Annotated in this window: 14 protein-coding genes; 7 read left to right on the top strand and 7 right to left on the bottom strand. The window is 70.4% G+C overall.

Translation table 11 applies throughout. The features are described from left to right. Positions 1-76: 76 nt before the first annotated feature. A complete protein-coding gene (locus tag J7E88_RS16725) occupies positions 77-652 on the top strand; it encodes a GNAT family N-acetyltransferase (protein WP_215181774.1) in 576 nt (191 codons plus the stop codon). A gap of 89 nt (positions 653-741) precedes the next feature. Continuing rightward, positions 742-1,680, top strand: coding sequence for a DNA glycosylase AlkZ-like family protein (locus tag J7E88_RS16720; RefSeq protein ID WP_215182157.1), 939 nt, complete (start codon positions 742-744; stop codon positions 1,678-1,680). A gap of 95 nt (positions 1,681-1,775) precedes the next feature. Here the strand turns inward: J7E88_RS16720 and J7E88_RS16715 are convergent, their stop codons facing one another. From J7E88_RS16715 to mtnA, 7 genes are all read right to left on the bottom strand, one after another. Next, the gene (locus tag J7E88_RS16715) at positions 1,776-2,531 is read right to left on the bottom strand and encodes a response regulator transcription factor (RefSeq protein WP_215181773.1); all 756 of its coding nucleotides are present in this window, start codon (positions 2,529-2,531) and stop codon (positions 1,776-1,778) included. 206 nt (positions 2,532-2,737) lie between these two features. Next, positions 2,738-3,427, bottom strand: a complete 690-nt coding sequence (gene hpf, locus J7E88_RS16710) for a ribosome hibernation-promoting factor, HPF/YfiA family (protein WP_215181771.1) — start codon at positions 3,425-3,427, stop codon at positions 2,738-2,740. 344 nt (positions 3,428-3,771) lie between these two features. Then, positions 3,772-4,485 (bottom strand): ComF family protein, encoded by a 714-nt coding sequence (locus J7E88_RS16705; RefSeq protein ID WP_215181769.1) that lies wholly within the window; start codon positions 4,483-4,485, stop codon positions 3,772-3,774. Positions 4,486-4,568: 83 nt separating this feature from the next. After that, a complete protein-coding gene (locus J7E88_RS16700) occupies positions 4,569-6,419 on the bottom strand; it encodes an LpqB family beta-propeller domain-containing protein (protein ID WP_374196288.1) in 1,851 nt (616 codons plus the stop codon). After that, positions 6,409-8,415, bottom strand: a complete 2,007-nt coding sequence (gene mtrB / locus J7E88_RS16695; protein ID WP_215181767.1) for an MtrAB system histidine kinase MtrB — start codon at positions 8,413-8,415, stop codon at positions 6,409-6,411. Before mtrB ends, J7E88_RS16700 begins: the two co-directional genes overlap by 11 nt. Before the next feature lies 1 nt (position 8,416). Beyond that, positions 8,417-9,106 carry a two-component system response regulator MtrA gene (mtrA, locus tag J7E88_RS16690; RefSeq protein WP_215181765.1) on the bottom strand — a complete coding sequence of 230 codons (690 nt, stop codon included), beginning with the start codon at positions 9,104-9,106 and terminating at the stop codon, positions 8,417-8,419. Between the two features lie 4 nt (positions 9,107-9,110). Continuing rightward, positions 9,111-10,259, bottom strand: coding sequence for an S-methyl-5-thioribose-1-phosphate isomerase (gene mtnA / locus J7E88_RS16685; protein WP_215181763.1), 1,149 nt, complete (start codon positions 10,257-10,259; stop codon positions 9,111-9,113). A 180-nt stretch (positions 10,260-10,439) separates the two neighbouring features. Here mtnA and J7E88_RS16680 point away from each other — a divergent pair, with 180 nt between their 5' ends. Genes J7E88_RS16680 through J7E88_RS16660 form a run of 5 tightly spaced genes read left to right on the top strand, consistent with a single transcriptional unit; the run spans position 10,440 to position 15,843 of the window. Further along, on the top strand, positions 10,440-11,642 hold the full coding sequence (locus J7E88_RS16680; protein ID WP_215181761.1) for a glycerophosphoryl diester phosphodiesterase membrane domain-containing protein: 1,203 nt from the start codon (positions 10,440-10,442) through the stop codon (positions 11,640-11,642). Positions 11,643-11,646: 4 nt separating this feature from the next. After that, positions 11,647-12,336 (top strand): DUF4129 domain-containing protein, encoded by a 690-nt coding sequence (locus J7E88_RS16675; RefSeq protein WP_215181759.1) that lies wholly within the window; start codon positions 11,647-11,649, stop codon positions 12,334-12,336. Then, on the top strand, positions 12,333-13,544 hold the full coding sequence (locus J7E88_RS16670) for a DUF4350 domain-containing protein (RefSeq protein ID WP_215181758.1): 1,212 nt from the start codon (positions 12,333-12,335) through the stop codon (positions 13,542-13,544). Before J7E88_RS16675 ends, J7E88_RS16670 begins: the two co-directional genes overlap by 4 nt. Then, positions 13,541-14,524: a MoxR family ATPase gene (locus tag J7E88_RS16665; RefSeq protein ID WP_215181756.1), complete on the top strand. Its 984-nt coding sequence runs from the start codon at positions 13,541-13,543 to the stop codon at positions 14,522-14,524. The genes J7E88_RS16670 and J7E88_RS16665 overlap by 4 nt, the downstream gene beginning before the upstream one ends. A gap of 8 nt (positions 14,525-14,532) precedes the next feature. Next, on the top strand, positions 14,533-15,843 hold the full coding sequence (locus tag J7E88_RS16660) for a DUF58 domain-containing protein (RefSeq protein WP_215181754.1): 1,311 nt from the start codon (positions 14,533-14,535) through the stop codon (positions 15,841-15,843). The last annotated feature ends 109 nt before the right edge of the window (positions 15,844-15,952 follow it).

Raw genomic sequence — 15,952 nt, 5'->3', positions numbered from 1 at the left:
CACGGGAAGGGCCGAAGGTGCCGGGAAGCCGCCAAAAGTGCTCGCATCGGGCGGCTGGCATGACCACAATCCCGGCATGGAGCCGATCACACTCACCACCGAGCGCCTGCTGCTGCGTACGTTCACGGCCGAGGACACCGACGCCGTCTACCAGTCCTGCCAGGACGCGGACATCCAGCGGTGGACGACGGTTCCGTCGCCGTACGAACGCCATCACGCCGTCGAATTCACCGAGCACATGGTCCCGGACGGCTGGCGCAACAGCACCATGTGCACCTTCGCCGTGCTGCCGCGCGCAGGGGGGCCGCTCATGGCGTCCGTCGCGGTCACTCTGCGTACCTTCTCGGGCACGTGGGAGATCGGCTTCTGGACCGGCAAGGAGCACCGGGGGCGCGGGGTGATGGCAGAGTCCGTCGCCGCCGTATCGCACTGGGCGTTCATGCGGCTCGGCGCCACCCGGCTGGAATGGCGGGCCGAGGTGGGCAACGAGGGCTCCCGCGCGGTCGCCGAGAAGGCCGGATTCCGTATGGAGGGTGAGCTGCGCGCCGCGCTGCTCAACAAGGGCACGCTCCGGGACGTATGGGTCGGCTCACTCCTTCCCTCCGACATCGGGCTCACGAGCCCGCAGCCCTATCTGCCCGCCCGGCGCTGACCTGCGGCCTGACCTGCGGGCCGGCCGCATGCCTGAACCGAGGCCAGGACCGGTTGTCAGTGGCGGCCTCTAGGGTGCCCATCATGACCATGCCGCCCCCCGCCCTCGACCTCTCCGCCGACGACGCGCGCCGCATCGCGCTGCGCGCCCAGGGACTCCTCGGCGCCCCGGACCGGCGCGGCGGCGTCCGCGGCGTGCTGCGCCACCTCGGCGCCGTGCAGCTGGACACGATCTCGGTGCTGGCGCGCTCCCACGAGCTCATTCCGTACGCGCGACTGGGCGGCGTGGGCCGCAGGACCGTCGAGGAGGCGTACTGGACGCAGGGCCACAGCTTCGAGTACTGGTCGCACGCCGCCTGCATCCTCCCCGTCGAGGAATGGCCGCACTTCGCCTTCCGCCGCCGCGCCTACCGCTCCCGCCCGCACTGGTCCCACGACCTGCCCGACGGTGCGTACGACACGGTGATCAAGCAGCTGCGGGCCGAAGGCCCGCTCACCGCGACCGAGTTGGGCGGCGCGAAGAACGGCGGCGAGTGGTGGGACTGGTCCGCCTCCAAGGTCGCCGTCGAGCGCGCGCTGATGCACGGGGAAGTGGTGTGCACCGAGCGGCGCAGCTGGAAGCGGGTGTACGACCTCGCCGAGCGGGCGATCCCGGACGCCGTCCTGCACGACGACCTGGATGACACCGAGTGCCTGCGCCGTCTCGTACGGCTGGCCGGGCAGGCGCTGGGTGTGGGCACGCGCGCGGACATCGCGGACTACCACCGTCTCAAGGGCGAGCAGTTCGACGCGGTGGTCGCGGTTGCGATGCCCCTGCTTGCGGGCGGGCGGCTTCTCGGCCGTGTCGATCCGGCGCGCGAGGGCCGGACACTCGTGGCCCGCCAGGTGTCCCTGGACGGCCCCAGGGCCGTCGCCCCGATGGCGCAGGCCCTGCGGGAGGCCGCGGAGTGGGTGGGCTGCGACTCCGTGCGCGTCGAGCGGATCGACCGTCCCGAGCTCACCGCGGACCTGGTCAGGGCGCTGGGCTGACGCCCCGGGGCGCACGGGTCCCGTTCGGCGCCCGCTGAGTGGCCCCTGGATCCCGACCGGCTGCCCGGCCGAGGGCCCGCGTGAGTGCCCGCCCGTCAGCGGATCTCGAGGATCTTCTCCCGCATCGCGTAGACCACGGCCTCCATCCGGGAGTGGAGCTGCAGCTTCTCCAGGATGTTGCGGACGTGGTTCTTCACGGTGTTCTCGGAGATGAACAACTCCTTGGCGATGTCACGGTTGTTCATCCCCGTGGCGACGAGCTTGAGCACCTCCAGCTCCCGGTCGGTCAGCCGGGGCGCGGGCACGAGCCTGCGCTCGTCGGTGCGCTGGATCATCGACTTGAACTCGGTGAGCAGCTTCGAGGCCATCGACGGGCTGATCTGCGACTGCCCGTCGGCGACCGCGCGGATGGCCGTCGCGACCTCGTCCGTGGAGATCTCCTTGAGGAGATAGCCCGTGGCGCCCGCCTTGATCGCCTCGTAGAGGTCGGCCTCCTCGTCGCTGATCGTCAACATGATGATCTTGGCGCTGGGGGCCACCTCCTTGATGGAGGTGCAGGCCTCGATGCCCCCGCGCCTGGGCATCCGCACGTCCATCAGCACGATGTCGGGGAGCAGGTCCGCGGCCTTGTCCACCGCCTCGGCCCCATCACCGGCCTCGCCCACGACCTGGATGTCCTCCTCCTGCTTGAGGACGATCTCCAGCCCTCGACGGAAGAGCGCGTGGTCGTCCACCACGAGGACCCGGATCGGCTCCGCCGTGCGGCAGTCGGCCGTCTTCTCCGCCTCGGTGTCGACGACTGCGGGGTGGCCGCCCGCTTCGCTGTGCACCGGCCCGAAGCTGTCCGCCATCGTTCCTCCCCCTGAAGGCCGTGGCCCGAAGATCATGTCTGGTCTGCCAACATCAGTGCGACGCACATCGGTTGGGCTTGCCACGCCATGCTTTCATGCCCGGACGACAGAGCGGTGATCCTGCGGTCGCACGGTGGTGCCCCTGGGGGCGCACACGGCGCTCCAGGGGCACCACTTCCGCTGACGGGGCTCAGTCCGCGCCGGGGTCAGCCGCCCAGCGCACCCCCGGCTCCGCCTGCCTCGGACCCGGCCAGTGGGTCGGTCTCCAGGCGGATGACGCCGTAGTCGTAGGCGTGCCGCCGGTAGACGACACTGGGCTGCTTCGTCTCGGAGTCGACGAAAAGATAGAAGTCGTGGCCGACCAGCTCCATCTCGTAGAGAGCCTGGTCGAGCGTCATCGGCGCTGCCGTGTGCAGCTTCTCGCGGACCACCAGCGGCCCCTCGCCCTGTACTTCGAGCGATCCGATCCTGGTGGTGGGAATCGATTCCGTCGCCTCTTCGACAAGAGACTTTCCATTGGCGTTCCACTCGGCGACGCCGGGCACCACGTCTGCCACCTCTGCTGCCGACAGCCGGCCGGTGCCGCGCCGGGTGTGGCGCTTGTCGTGCTGCTTGCGAAGCCGTGCCTCCAGCTTTCCGGTGGCAAGGTCGAGCGCTGCGTAGGGGTCGGCGGCAGCTGCCTCCGCCCGGATCACCGGCCCGCGCGAGCGGAGCGTGATCTCCACGCGGTCGGAACGGTCTGCCTGCCGCGGGTTGTGCTCCTTGGACACCTCGACGTCGAGGCTGATCACCTTGCCGTCGAGCTTCTGGATCTTCTCCAGCTTCAGCTTCTCGGCCACGTGCTTGCGGAACCGCTCGGGCACCTCGGTCTTGCGGCCCTTGACGACGATGTCCACGCAGAACTCCGTTCCCGGATCACTCCGCCGGCTCACCGGCCGCGGAGCATCTCCCTCTTGCACCAGGCTCCGGTGATCACCGGGGCCTCGGACTTGGCGACTTTCACCTCCTCCTCCCCAGTCGACAAGATCCCCACCCCACCCATTTTCGAGGGTGCCCCTGTACCGAATCCCCAGCCGAGAATTCGGCAGCGCACTCGGTGAGGTTCGGGCATCGCCATTCCTCACAACCGAACATAGCTCGATTGGACGGTTGTCGGCACCTGCTACCCGAAGGTACCTCCGATCAGGCGCTTTTGCCCTCTCACTAGCTGCAACGATGCAAGTTTCTCCTCAGTTCCGGTTTATCGGAAAGACAGCGCCGGAACGGCGACGACCGCTGCGTTCGGCCGTTCGGATCCACCGCGGTCACCCTCCTGCACGGCACTCAGTGCCCGCGCCGCCTCCACCAACGAAGCACCGGTCGTCATGAGGTCGTCCACCAGCACTGCTGTACCGCCCTTCAGCAAGCTCTCCGCCCCCGGCCGCAGCCGCAGTGCCGCGGAGAGGTTCACGAGCCTCTCCCGGGCGGTGAGGCCCGCCTGGTCGGCCACCTGGCGGTGCTGGCGCAGTACCGGCAGCACCTGCGCCGGGCGTCCCGTACGCCGCAGCTCTCCCGCCGCCGCCAGCGCGATCCGGCGCAACGGATCATGTCCCCGTGCCCGCACCGCCCTGCGCGCGGACGGAACCGGCACCAGCAGCACGGGGCCAAGTCCTGCGCCCCGGGCCGGGGCGGACGCCCGCACCGCCCCGGCGAGTGCCCGGCCTAGCGGACGCGCCAAGCCCATGGCACCGCGCTCCTTGTGCGCCAGCAGCAGAGCCCGTACGGCGTCGCTGTACGCGGCGGCGGCATGCACCACGGGCAGGCCCTCGGGCTCCGGCACGGGTCTCGCCCGCCGCGCGGCCCAGCCGTACAGCGCGAGCGCGCATTGCTCGCACAGCTCGGTACGCGGCCTCCCGCAGCCTCCACAGGCCACCGGCAGCACCAGACCGGAGATCTCCCGCCACCACCCCCGCACGGCAACCACTGTGCCGCCGGCGCCCGCGCGCGACCACCCCTGTGGACAACGCACGCACACAACGGCCCGACCGGGCGGGGAAGTCACCCCGGATAGACGGGCGAGGACCCCTTCTTGACCAGCGTCTGCCAGTTGGCACCGGCGGGCAGACGCACGATGCCGTCCTCCTCCGAATACGCGATGAGCGGACTGCTCTCGTCGTCCGACGCGGCGACGGCCTTGACCTGGTTCAGGCCGGGCAGGATCGCGTTGGGGGAGGTCGATCCGTCGGTCTGGATGTAGCGCACCTGCTGGACACCGCCGGACTCCTTGCCGACGACCACCAGTCGGCTGGGCCCCGCCCAGGAGACCGCGGTGACGGTCTCCAAATGGGGGGCCGCGAGACGCAGTTCGGTGATGGTCACGGCGAGGTCGTCGCTCGGGCCGTGCCGCTCCACGCGCCCGATCTTCAGGGTCGTCCTGCCGTCCTTCGTCAGCAGCAGTGCCACACGGACACCGTCCGCCGAAACCTTCACCCCCTCGATCCGGGCACCGTCCAGGCCCGGCACGATCCTGACGTCCTGAGGGGTCTCCTCGCCGCGGGGGACCCGCATCAGCGCCGGATCGGCCCCGTCGCGGTCCGCGACCCAAAGGTCACCCCTGCCGTCCCAGCTGGGGGCGGACAGGCGGTTGTCGGCCCCCTTGCCACGGCTGGTCACCATCGGGCCGTCCAGCTCCGTGCCGGAAGCGATGGACGCCACGTACAGCCGGCTTCGGTCCTTGGACACCGCGGCCGCGCTGCGCTCGTCGCGGGCCACCGCGACCGTGCTCATCGGCAGCGTGCCGTCGCCGAACGGTCCCGGCACGTTCTGCGGGGCGCCGACCTCCTTGGTGCCGGCCGCCAACAGCGCGAGGCGGTCCTTCTCGTCGACGAAGTACTGGTTGTCGTACGTTCCCGAACCGTGGTCCGGGGCGTACTCCTCGGCCTGCCCGGCGGGGAGCACGCACAGCTGACTGCCGTCCGACCGCTGCAGCTCCACCTGCTCGGCGCGCGCGGACGACAGGTCCTTGAGCGTGAAGAGGATCTGAGCCGCCATCTTCGTGCACTGCGTCCTGCCGACGCCGGACGCCTTGGCGTTGAGCGGGATCTTCAGGCCGTTGCCGTCGTCGAACGACAGGGACCTCGTACCGTCCTTCAGCGCCGTACCCGTCGGGAAACTGGACTCCACCACCGGCTTGAGCCAGTTCGTGGGGCCCTCCAGCAGCGCGGAGACGGCCTGCGTGACAGGATCCTGCCGGGTCACCGGGTCCTGCCGCTGCCGGATGTAGACGGGGTCGGCCACCATGACGCTCCGGCCGGATGCGAAGTAGTACTTGTTGACCGAGACGTAGTTGCGCTCGAAGTCGGACGCGCCGAGCAGCAGCCCGGGAGGCAGGCTGTCGATCCGCCACTCCTTGCCGTCCGGACCGCTCTGCTGCGACAGATGAATGGTCCTGCGGTAGTCCGCCGGCGTCACCGGCTGATACGCGCGCTGGGCGTCGACCGTGGCGATCTGCCGACCGAACAGCGGATAGTTCATGCCCGGGTTGTCCCGGCCGCCGAGGACCGGCGATCCCGGGACGGGCGCCGCCTCCAGGACGGTCGTGCTCGCCTCGGGCCGCCACTTCTGGGACGTCTCCGGCGTGAGGTACGAGCGGGCCGTGGCGAAGTTCGAGTCGTCACTGGTCATCGCCTCGAGGAAGCCCGTGACGATCTCGTCGGGCGTGGCGCCCTTGCGCGGCTGCACCGCGTACACCCGCACCTGCGAGTCGCCGCGCTGCGACGCCTTCACCGCATGCACGTCGCCGCTGTCGGGCATCGACGCACACCCGGCGAGCAGCACACCGCTCGCACCGAGCAGCGCCGTCACACGCGCCCCACCCGCGCGTCCCTGACGACGGGAATCAGCGCCCACGACCGGTGTCCTCCCGCTCCGTCGAAATCCGTCCTGCGGCCTCGTCGCTCCGCTCACCGGCGGGCCGCGCCACAACGCGGGCACCGCTGCCCGGCAGCGCCGCCGGATCGACTCCCCGCGGTGCCGCGGCGCGCACCTGCGCGGGCAGCGGCGAGAAGTCCGCCCCCGACTGCACCGGCACGGACGTCAGCCGGTGCCCGCTCGCCGACGAGTCGCCCGAACGGGCACGCTCGCGGTTCTGCCGCGAGTCCGCGGGCTCGAGCGGTATCGGCGAACCGCGCAGCGGCTCGTCCGCCGTACGCGGCAGCGTCAGCCTGAACTGCGAACCCCCGCCCGGCTCGCCCCACGCCTGCAGCCAGCCCCCGTGAAGACGGGCGTCCTCGACGGCGATCGACAGGCCCAGGCCGGTCCCGCCCGTCGTGCGGGCACGCGCCGGGTCGGCGCGCCAGAACCGGCTGAACACGCGGGTCGCCTCGCCCGGCTTGAGCCCCACTCCGTAGTCCCGCACGGCGATGGCCACGGCCCCGCCGGCGGCCGCCATGCGCACCACCACGTCCCTGCCCTCGCCGTGCTCCACGGCATTGACGACGAGGTTGCGCAGCACGCGCTCCACACGACGGGCGTCCGCCTCGGCCACGACGGGCTGCTCGTCGCCGACGACCCGTATCCGGGAGCCCTTGCGCTCGGCCAGCGGCTCGGCACCGCCGATGACCCGCCGCACCACCTCACGCAGGTCTATCGGCTCCGCCTCCAGCGCTGCGGCGCCCGCGTCGAACCGGCTGATCTCCAGCAGGTCGGACAGCAGTGACTCGAAACGGTCCAGTTGGTCCCCGAGAAGCTCGGCGGAACGCGCCGTCACGGGATCGAAGTCGCTGCGCGCCTCATGGATGACATCGGCCGCCATCCGCACCGTCGTCAGTGGTGTCCGCAGCTCGTGCGACACGTCCGACACGAAGCGGCGCTGCATCCGGGACAGCTCCTCGAGCTGCTGGATCTTCAGCTGGAGGTTCTGCGCCATCTTGTTGAAGGCCTCACCCAGTCTGGCGATGTCGTCCTCGCCGGTGACCTTCATACGCTCCTGGAGCCGCCCGGCGGCGAGCCGCTCGGCGATCCCGGCGGCCATGCGGACGGGCGTGACGATCTGGCGCACCACGAGCCATGCGATGGCGCCGAGGAGCACCACGACGAACAGCCCGGCTGTTGCGAGCGTCCCCCGGACCAGGTTGAGCGACTGCTCCTCCTGGGCCAGCGGGAACAGGTAGTACAGCTCGTACGGCTGCCCCTCGATGTCGTTCAGCCGCGTGCCCACGACCAGCCCGGGCTCCGGATCGAGGGCGTTGTTCCAGTACTGGATGCTGACGTACGTCTCGTACGTCCCACTGCCCTGGCCCACGGCGTCCCGCAATGCCTGCGGAATGCTCGCGGGATCCACCAGGCCCGACGTACGCGGCGCGCGGCCTGAGCCGTCCCGTTCGGAGTCGGCGCTCAGAGCGACCACGTTGTACGAGCCCTGACCGCCGCTGGCGAGCTGCACGACGAGATCGGACCGCCATGAGTTGGCGTTCCTGCCGCCCGACGCCGGACCGTCCGGGCCCACGGGTCCGACCGGTGCGCTGGCCTGTTCCCGCGCGACGGCGAAACCGCCGGCCGCCTGACTCTGCGCAGCCTTGCTCTTCGCGTCGAGCAGACCGTTGCGTACCTGCCCGATCACGACGAAACCGAGGAGCAGCACCACACCGAGCGACATCAGCAGTGTGGTCACCACGACCCGGAGCTGGATGTTCCGTCGCCACAGCCGGACAGCGGGCAGCAGCGGACGGCGCAGCCAGCGCATCACGAGTCGAGGCACCGGCCCGCCGGACGCGGCCCCGTCCGGGAGCAGCAGACTCCCCTGGAACAGGCGGCCGAATCGCGCGGGCTTGCGCCCCGGTCCGGCAGCCCGCCCCGTACGGACTCCCGGCTCCCCGGGCTTCGGAGCAACGCTGCCACTGGACATGTCAGCTCGGCCCGGCCTTGTAACCGACACCACGGACGGTCACCACGATTTCCGGCCGCTCCGGGTCCTTCTCGACCTTGGAGCGAAGCCGCTGCACATGGACATTGACCAACCGGGTGTCCGCGGCATGCCGGTAGCCCCACACCTGCTCGAGGAGCACCTCACGGGTGAACACCTGCCATGGCTTGCGCGCGAGCGCGACCAGCAGATCGAACTCCAGCGGCGTCAGCGCTATCGACTGCCCGTCCCGCTTCACGGAGTGACCCGCCACGTCGATCACCAGATCGCCGATCGTCAGCTGCTCCGGAGCAGGTTCCTCCGACCTCCGCAACCGCGCCCGGATACGGGCGACCAGTTCCTTCGGCTTGAACGGCTTGACGATGTAGTCGTCGGCCCCGGACTCGAGGCCCACCACCACATCGACGGTGTCGCTCTTGGCCGTGAGCATCACGATCGGCACACCGGACTCCGCACGGATGAGCCGGCACACCTCGATGCCGTCCCTACCGGGCAGCATCAGGTCCAGCAGCACCAGATCCGGCTTGGTCTCCCGGAAGGCGGCAAGTGCCTTGTCACCGTCCGCGACGAACGACGGCTCGAAACCTTCTCCACGCAGCACAATCCCGAGCATCTCGGCCAGCGCGTTGTCGTCATCGACGACAAGGACTCGTCCCTTCATATTCGACATCATCCCATTAGCTAATCGTTACCTGGCGTGACCTGGCACACAGCTCTGCTATTCCGGCCCTCGTGACCGGCGACAACACACCTTCCTCGGTGACGACGGCCGTGATCAGATCGGGCGGCGTGACGTCGAACGCGGGGTTGTAGGCCTGGGTTCCGAGCGGGGCCACGGACACCCCACCACCAGCTTCCGCCCCTGCCACCCCCGCCTGCGGCGATGTGACCTCCGTCACCTCACTGCCGGGCCGCTGCTCCACCTCGATCGAGGCACCGTCCGGGGTGCCGAGATCCACCGTCGTCGTCGGCGCCACGACGATGAACGGCACATGGTGGTACTTCGCCAGCACCGCGAGCGGGTAACTGCCGACCTTGTTGGCGACCGATCCGTCCGCGGCGATCCGGTCCGCGCCGATCAGCACCGCGTCCACCTCCCCCGCTGTGAAGAGCGAGCCGGCCGCATTGTCCGTCAGCAGGCTGTACGGCATGCCGTTGCGCGACGCTTCGTACGCCGTGAGCCGGGCACCCTGCAAAAGCGGCCTTGTCTCGTCCACCCACAGCCTCCGCAGCTCACCGGCACGGTGTGCGGCCAGCACCACCGCAAAGGCCGTGCCCTCGCCGCCCGACACCAGCGCCCCGCTGTTGCAGTGTGTCAGGATCCGGTGCCCCCCGCCGGGCAGGAGCTCCCCCAGCAGCCTCAATCCGTGCTCGGCCATCCGGCGGCTCGCCTCCGCGTCCGCGCGGTGCAGCTCCCGTGCCGATGCGAGCGCCGCGGCCGCCGCCTGCTCCGCGCCCGCCCCCGCGTCCACAGCAGCCCGATACGCGGCGGCCGCCAGGCGCACCCCATACCCCAGGTTCACCGCCGTGGGACGCGCGTTCTCGAGCAGCTCCGTCGCTTCCTCGACGTCATAGCCCCGCGCTGCCGCAAGGGCCACACCGTAGGCCCCTGCGATGCCGAGCAGGGGCGCCCCGCGCACGGCCAGCGTCCGGATCGCCCGGACCAGGGCCGGCACATCGGTGCAGACCAGTTCCACCTCTTCGACCGGCAGCCTGGTCTGGTCGAGAAGCACCAGTACGGGACCTTCGGGCGGCTCGTCCCAGCGCAGCACCGGAAGCTTCGGCGGAGCCGTTCCGACCGGGTTTTGTACGTACTGATCAGCCATCCGCCCAGTCTGCACGGTGAGGATCCCACAATGAAGGTGCGAAGGTGACCGATGCCCCCGCCCACCGGGGACTTCCGCGTGGCACGATGGCTGCCACAGCCGCCCTCCCGGGCGGACGGGCACCGTGAACATGCCGACTCTGCGAGCCGGCCCCGCGACCAATGCATGAGGTGGACCACCGTGAACGACACTCCGGGCTGGGCATCGCCCGGATCGGCTCCCTCCAACGGAGAGAGCTCGGGCGTGCCGCAACCCGCCGAGCCCGTCGACGGCGCTTCGTCGAAGTGGTCCCAGGTGCAGCCGCCCCCCGGGCAGTGGTCCGCACCGACGGGTCCCGGCCCTGTTCCGCCCGCCCCCGGCTGGGGCGGCGGCGGAGCACACGGCAATTGGGGCCGTCCTCCTGCGGCGAAGCCGGGAGTGATTCCCCTCCGTCCCCTCGGCGTCGGGGAGATCCTCGACGGCGCGGTGTCGACGCTGCGCGCCCACTGGCGCACCGTCCTGGCCGTGACGGTCAGCGTCTCCGTCGTCACCCAGATCGTCAGCATCCTCGTCGAGCGCTATCTGCTGCCCGAGCCGCCGGAGGTCGACCCCAACGCGACCCCCGAGGAGGCGCTGCAGCAGTCCGTGGAGTCTCTGCAGGCCAGCCTGATCGCCATGGGCCCGGCGCTGCTCATCACGCTCATCGGCACACTTCTGACCACCGCACTGCTCACCGTGGTGATCAGCCGCTCCGTCCTGGGCCGCTCCGTGAACCTCCCAGAGGCCTGGCGAGAGGCCCGGCCCCGGCTGCCCCACCTGCTCCTCCTGATCCTCCTGCTGCCGGTGGGCAGCGCACTGATCATGTCGGTGGGCATCCTGCCCGGCGTGCTGATCGGCGGAGCCGGAGTGTTCCTCTCCGTCCTCGGCGGCATCGCCGCCATCGTGGTCGTCATCTGGCTGATGGTCCGCTTCGCTCTCGCACCGCCCGCGCTCGTACTCGAACGCCAAGGCGTCATCGCCTCGTTGCGGCGCTCCGCCAAACTGGTCCAGGGTGCCTGGTGGCGCATCTTCGGCATCAGCCTGCTGACCATCCTGCTGGCCTTCCTGGTGAGCATGGTCATCGCCATCCCGTTCACGATCATCGCGTTCGCCGTGGACGGCGTCGGACTCAGCGACCTCTTCAGTGGAAACGGACCCGAGTTCGGCTGGGCCTTCCTGATCATCACCGGTATCGGCTCCGTGATCGCCTCCTCGGTCACGTACCCGATCTCCGCCGGCGTGACCGCTCTGCTCTACGTCGACCAGCGCATCCGCCGCGAGGCACTCGACCTCGAACTCGCCCGCGCAGCAGGCATCTCCGGCTACGGAGACCAGCCGCGCGGCAACCACTCCGCCGGGGGCTGATGCGGTGCTGAGTGCGGGGGGCGCAACGGCAGCTGAGCCGCTGATCCGAGCGAGCGACGACGTACCGGTGGACATTCCACGTGCCCCCGCCCGCGAGGCGGCGGAACGTGAACTGTCCGAGCCGGTGTACCACGAGAACGATCCCAACCTGCTCGAGCGGGCACTGAACAGCTTCTGGGACTGGATCGGCGGCCTCTTCGAGGGCGCCGCCGGCGCGGGCATCGGCGGAACGGCCGGACTGGTCGTGCTCGTCCTCGTCGTCATCGCCCTTGCCGCAGCACTGTGGTGGCGTCTCGGCACACCGCAGCGCACACCCAGGGCGACGGACTCCCTTTTCGAGGACGGCCCGCGCAGCGCCGCCCAACACCGCACCACCGCCGGAGCACATGCCGCAGCAGGACGCTGGAACCAGGCCGTCCAGGAGCGAATGCGCGCCATCGTCCGCTCCCTGGAGGAGCGAACCTTTCTCACCCCCCGCCCGGGGCGCACCGCAGACGAGGCCGCGGCTGAAGCCGGCCGTTCCCTTCCTTCCCACGCCGACGAGCTCCGCGCAGCCGCCAGGGCATTCGACGACATCACATACGGAGGCCGTGCCGCGGACCAACGGATGTACGAGCGCCTGAGCGACCTGGACGTCGAGCTGGAACGTGCCAAGCCCCGGCGGGCCGAGGCCGCCCAAGGAGCCGCCGAATGACCGGGGCCGCCACCACGTCCTTGTCCCCCACCGCGCGCCAGGTGTGGACGCGCACCCGCGGCATCCTCGTCGTCCTCGCCCTGCTCGTCGCCGCGGGCATCGTCATGGCCGCCATGCGCTCCGGTGACCAGCACGGCCGTCTCGATCCCCGGTCCGCTGACACGTACGGCAGCCGTGCGGTCGCCGAGCTCCTGAAGGACCAGGGTGTGTCCGTCCGGGTCGTCACCAGGCTCGACGCGGCAGGCGCAGCCGCCGGCCCCGACACCACTCTTCTCGTCACCGAACCCGACCTGCTGACCAGTGCCCAGCAGGACGCCCTCCGCTCGGCAACGTCGCACTCCGGCGGGCGAACGGTGCTCCTGGCCGCAGGCGATGCCTCCATCGACACCCTGGCCCCCGGTGTCCGTGCCGACGTCCCGGCACGGGTCGCGGCCCGCACCCCGCAGTGCGCCTTCCCGCCCGCACGCCGGGCGGGCAACGCCGATCTCGGCGGCGAGCGTTACAGCACCGAGGTCCCGGGTGCCGACAGCTGCTACCCGAGCGACGGGCTGCCGTCCCTTGTCCGTGTCGACACCCCCGCCGGCGGCGACACCGTCCTGCTCGGCACCCCGGACATCCTCTACAACGACCGTCTCGACGAGCACGGCAATGCCTCCCTCGCTCTCCAACTCCTCGGGTCGCGACCCGAGCTGGTCTGGTACATCCCGTCACTCAGTGACCCCTCCGCCGACGACACCGCCGAAGAGAACGGCGGCGGAGAGGCCGAGGAAGAGGAAAGCGGCTTCCTCGACCTGATTCCGTCCGGCTGGCTCTGGGGCACGCTGCAACTCGCCGTCGCTGCCCTGCTCACCGCCATCTGGCGTGCCCGCCGCCTCGGCCCGCTGGTGACTGAACGGCTTCCCGTCGCCATTCGCGCCTCCGAGGCCACCGAAGGCCGCGCCCGGCTCTACCGCAAGGTCAACGCCCGCGACCGCGCTGCCGCCTCCTTGCGCTCTGCCACCCGGGCCCGCCTCGCCACGGTCCTCGGCCTGCCGCCGGCCGAAGCCCACTCCCCCGATGCACTGACCACCGCGGTGTCCGCCCAACTGCCCGACATCGGGCGGGACATCCGCGACCTGCTCTTCGGCCCTGCCCCCGCCGACGACGCCGCTCTTGTCCACCTCGCAGATCAACTCGACGCCCTCGAAAGAGAGGTACGCACCTCATGAGCGCCCCGACCCCCGAGACAGCTGAGAACTCGGACCGCGCCCGCACCTCCCTGGAGGCCCTGCGCAACGAGATCGCCAAGGCCGTTGTCGGCCAGGACCCTGCTGTCACCGGGCTCGTCGTGGCCCTGCTCTGCCGCGGCCATGTCCTGCTCGAAGGTGTTCCCGGAGTCGCCAAGACGCTGCTGGTCCGCGCACTTGCCGCCTCCCTCGAACTGGACACCAAGCGCGTCCAGTTCACCCCCGACCTGATGCCGAGTGATGTCACCGGCTCACTGGTCTACGACACCCGCACCTCCGAGTTCTCCTTCCAGCAGGGCCCGGTCTTCACCAACCTCCTTCTCGCCGACGAGATCAACCGGACCCCTCCCAAGACGCAGTCCTCTCTGCTGGAAGCGATGGAGGAACGCCAGGTCACGGTCGACGGAACCCCGCGTCCCCTCCCCGAGCCCTTCCTCGTCGCCGCAACGCAGAACCCCGTCGAGTACGAGGGCACCTACCCCCTCCCCGAGGCGCAGCTCGACCGCTTCCTTCTCAAGCTCACCGTCCCCCTCCCCTCCCGCGAGGACGAGATCGACGTCCTCACCCGCCATGCCGAGGGCTTCAACCCTCGTGACCTCGAGGCTGCCGGAATCCGACCCGTAGCCGGCCCCGCCGACCTGGCGGCGGCCCGGGCCGCCGTCGCCAAGGTCTCGGTGTCGGCCGAGATCGCCGGCTATGTCGTCGACATCTGCCGCGCCACCCGCGAGTCGCCGTCGCTCACCCTGGGCGCCTCACCTCGCGGCGCGACGGCCCTGCTGTCCACCGCCCGCGCCTGGGCCTGGCTCACAGGACGGGACTACGTCATCCCGGACGATGTGAAGGCGCTCGCCCTGCCGACCCTGCGTCATCGGATCCAGCTGCGCCCCGAGGCGGAGATGGAAGGAGTCACTGCTGACTCCGTCATCACCGCGATCCTCGCCCACGTCCCCGTCCCCCGCTGAGGCGCGCCATGGCCCTCACCGGACGGACGGCACTCCTCGCCACTCTCGGCTCTCTCCCCGTCGGCATCCTCGCCCCAAGCTGGACGGGAATGCTCGCTGTCAATGCGCCTCTGACACTCGCAATCCTGTGCGACTACGCCCTCGCCGCGCCAGTGCGAACGCTCCGTTTCACCCGAACCGGTGATACATCAGTTCGACTCGGTGACGCGGCACAGGTCGAGCTGACCGTCACCAACTCGTCCAATCGGCCGCTGCGCGCCCTTCTCCGGGACGCCTGGCCGCCCAGCACCTGGGCTGCGGGGACCGAGCAAGCCGCATCCAGGCACCGACTGAAGGTGCCCGCAGGGGAACGCCGTCGAGTCACCGCCGTGCTCACCCCCACCCGACGAGGCGATCGTCACGCCGAGCGCGTCACCGTCCGTTCTTACGGCCCGCTGGGCCTAGCCGCCCGTCAGGGCAACCACCACGTCCCCTGGACCGTACGCGTCCTGCCACCCTTCACCAGTCGCAAGCACCTGCCCTCACGTCTGGCAAGACTTCGGGAGCTCGACGGCCGGACGAGCACCCTGATCCGCGGACAGGGCACGGAGTTCGACAGCCTCCGCGACTACGTTCCAGGTGACGACACCCGCTCGATCGACTGGCGTGCCACTGCCCGCAGGACCACCGTCGCCGTCCGTACATGGCGCCCGGAGCGGGACCGACACATTCTCGTGGTCCTGGACACGGGCCGTACCTCGGCAGGAAGGGTCGGCGACGTACCGCGCCTCGATGCCGCCATGGACGCTGCTCTGCTCCTCAGCGCCCTGGCTTCGCGTGCCGGCGACCGCGTAGGCCTGCTCGCCTACGACCGGCGGGTCCGGGCCCAGGTCCAAGGCCGCTCCGCCGGGGACATCCTGCCCGCCATGGTCAATGCCTTCGCCCCGCTGGAACCGGAACTCATCGAAACCGACGCCCGCGGACTCAGCGCCGCCGCATTGCAGAACGCACCGCGCGGCTCACTCGTCGTCCTTTTCACCAGCCTCGACGCGACTCCGATCGAGGAGGGACTGCTGCCGGTCCTGCCACAGCTCACCCGCCGGCACACCGTGCTCGTCGCGTCCGTCGCCGACCCCCACGTCGAGCAGATGACCACAAGGCGCGGAAGCCCCGAAGGCGTCTACGAGGCAGCAGCCGGCACACAGGCCCGCATCCAGCGGCGACGCACAGCGGAGCAGCTTCAGCGGCACGGAGTCACCGTCGTCGACGCGACACCCGACAAGCTCGCGCCTGCACTGGCGGATGCGTACCTGGCGTTGAAGGCCGCCGGTCGCCTGTAACCCACTGGTCAAATGAGGCAACAACGCGCTCGGGTGCGGCCAGACCTTGGCCCGGCCGGCCGCACGACCGATTGCCTCCACTGAAAAACGACCCCGAAACGCAGAAAAG

The sequence above is a fragment of the Streptomyces sp. ISL-10 genome (assembly GCF_018614575.1).
Classification (GTDB): domain Bacteria; phylum Actinomycetota; class Actinomycetes; order Streptomycetales; family Streptomycetaceae; genus Streptomyces.
Note: the sequence above shows the minus strand (reverse complement) of the source record. Positions and strands in the feature narration are given on the sequence as shown.

Coding starts and splice junctions, on each gene's coding strand:
- J7E88_RS16725 (WP_215181774.1), top strand. CDS start 77: ATGGAGCCGATCACACTCACCACCGAGCGCCTGCTGCTGCGTACGTTC.
- J7E88_RS16720 (WP_215182157.1), top strand. CDS start 742: ATGCCGCCCCCCGCCCTCGACCTCTCCGCCGACGACGCGCGCCGCATC.
- J7E88_RS16715 (WP_215181773.1), bottom strand. CDS start 2,531: ATGGCGGACAGCTTCGGGCCGGTGCACAGCGAAGCGGGCGGCCACCCC.
- mtrB (WP_215181767.1), bottom strand. CDS start 8,415: ATGTCCAGTGGCAGCGTTGCTCCGAAGCCCGGGGAGCCGGGAGTCCGT.
- mtrA (WP_215181765.1), bottom strand. CDS start 9,106: ATGATGTCGAATATGAAGGGACGAGTCCTTGTCGTCGATGACGACAAC.
- mtnA (WP_215181763.1), bottom strand. CDS start 10,259: ATGGCTGATCAGTACGTACAAAACCCGGTCGGAACGGCTCCGCCGAAG.
- J7E88_RS16670 (WP_215181758.1), top strand. CDS start 12,333: ATGACCGGGGCCGCCACCACGTCCTTGTCCCCCACCGCGCGCCAGGTG.
- J7E88_RS16665 (WP_215181756.1), top strand. CDS start 13,541: ATGAGCGCCCCGACCCCCGAGACAGCTGAGAACTCGGACCGCGCCCGC.
- J7E88_RS16660 (WP_215181754.1), top strand. CDS start 14,533: ATGGCCCTCACCGGACGGACGGCACTCCTCGCCACTCTCGGCTCTCTC.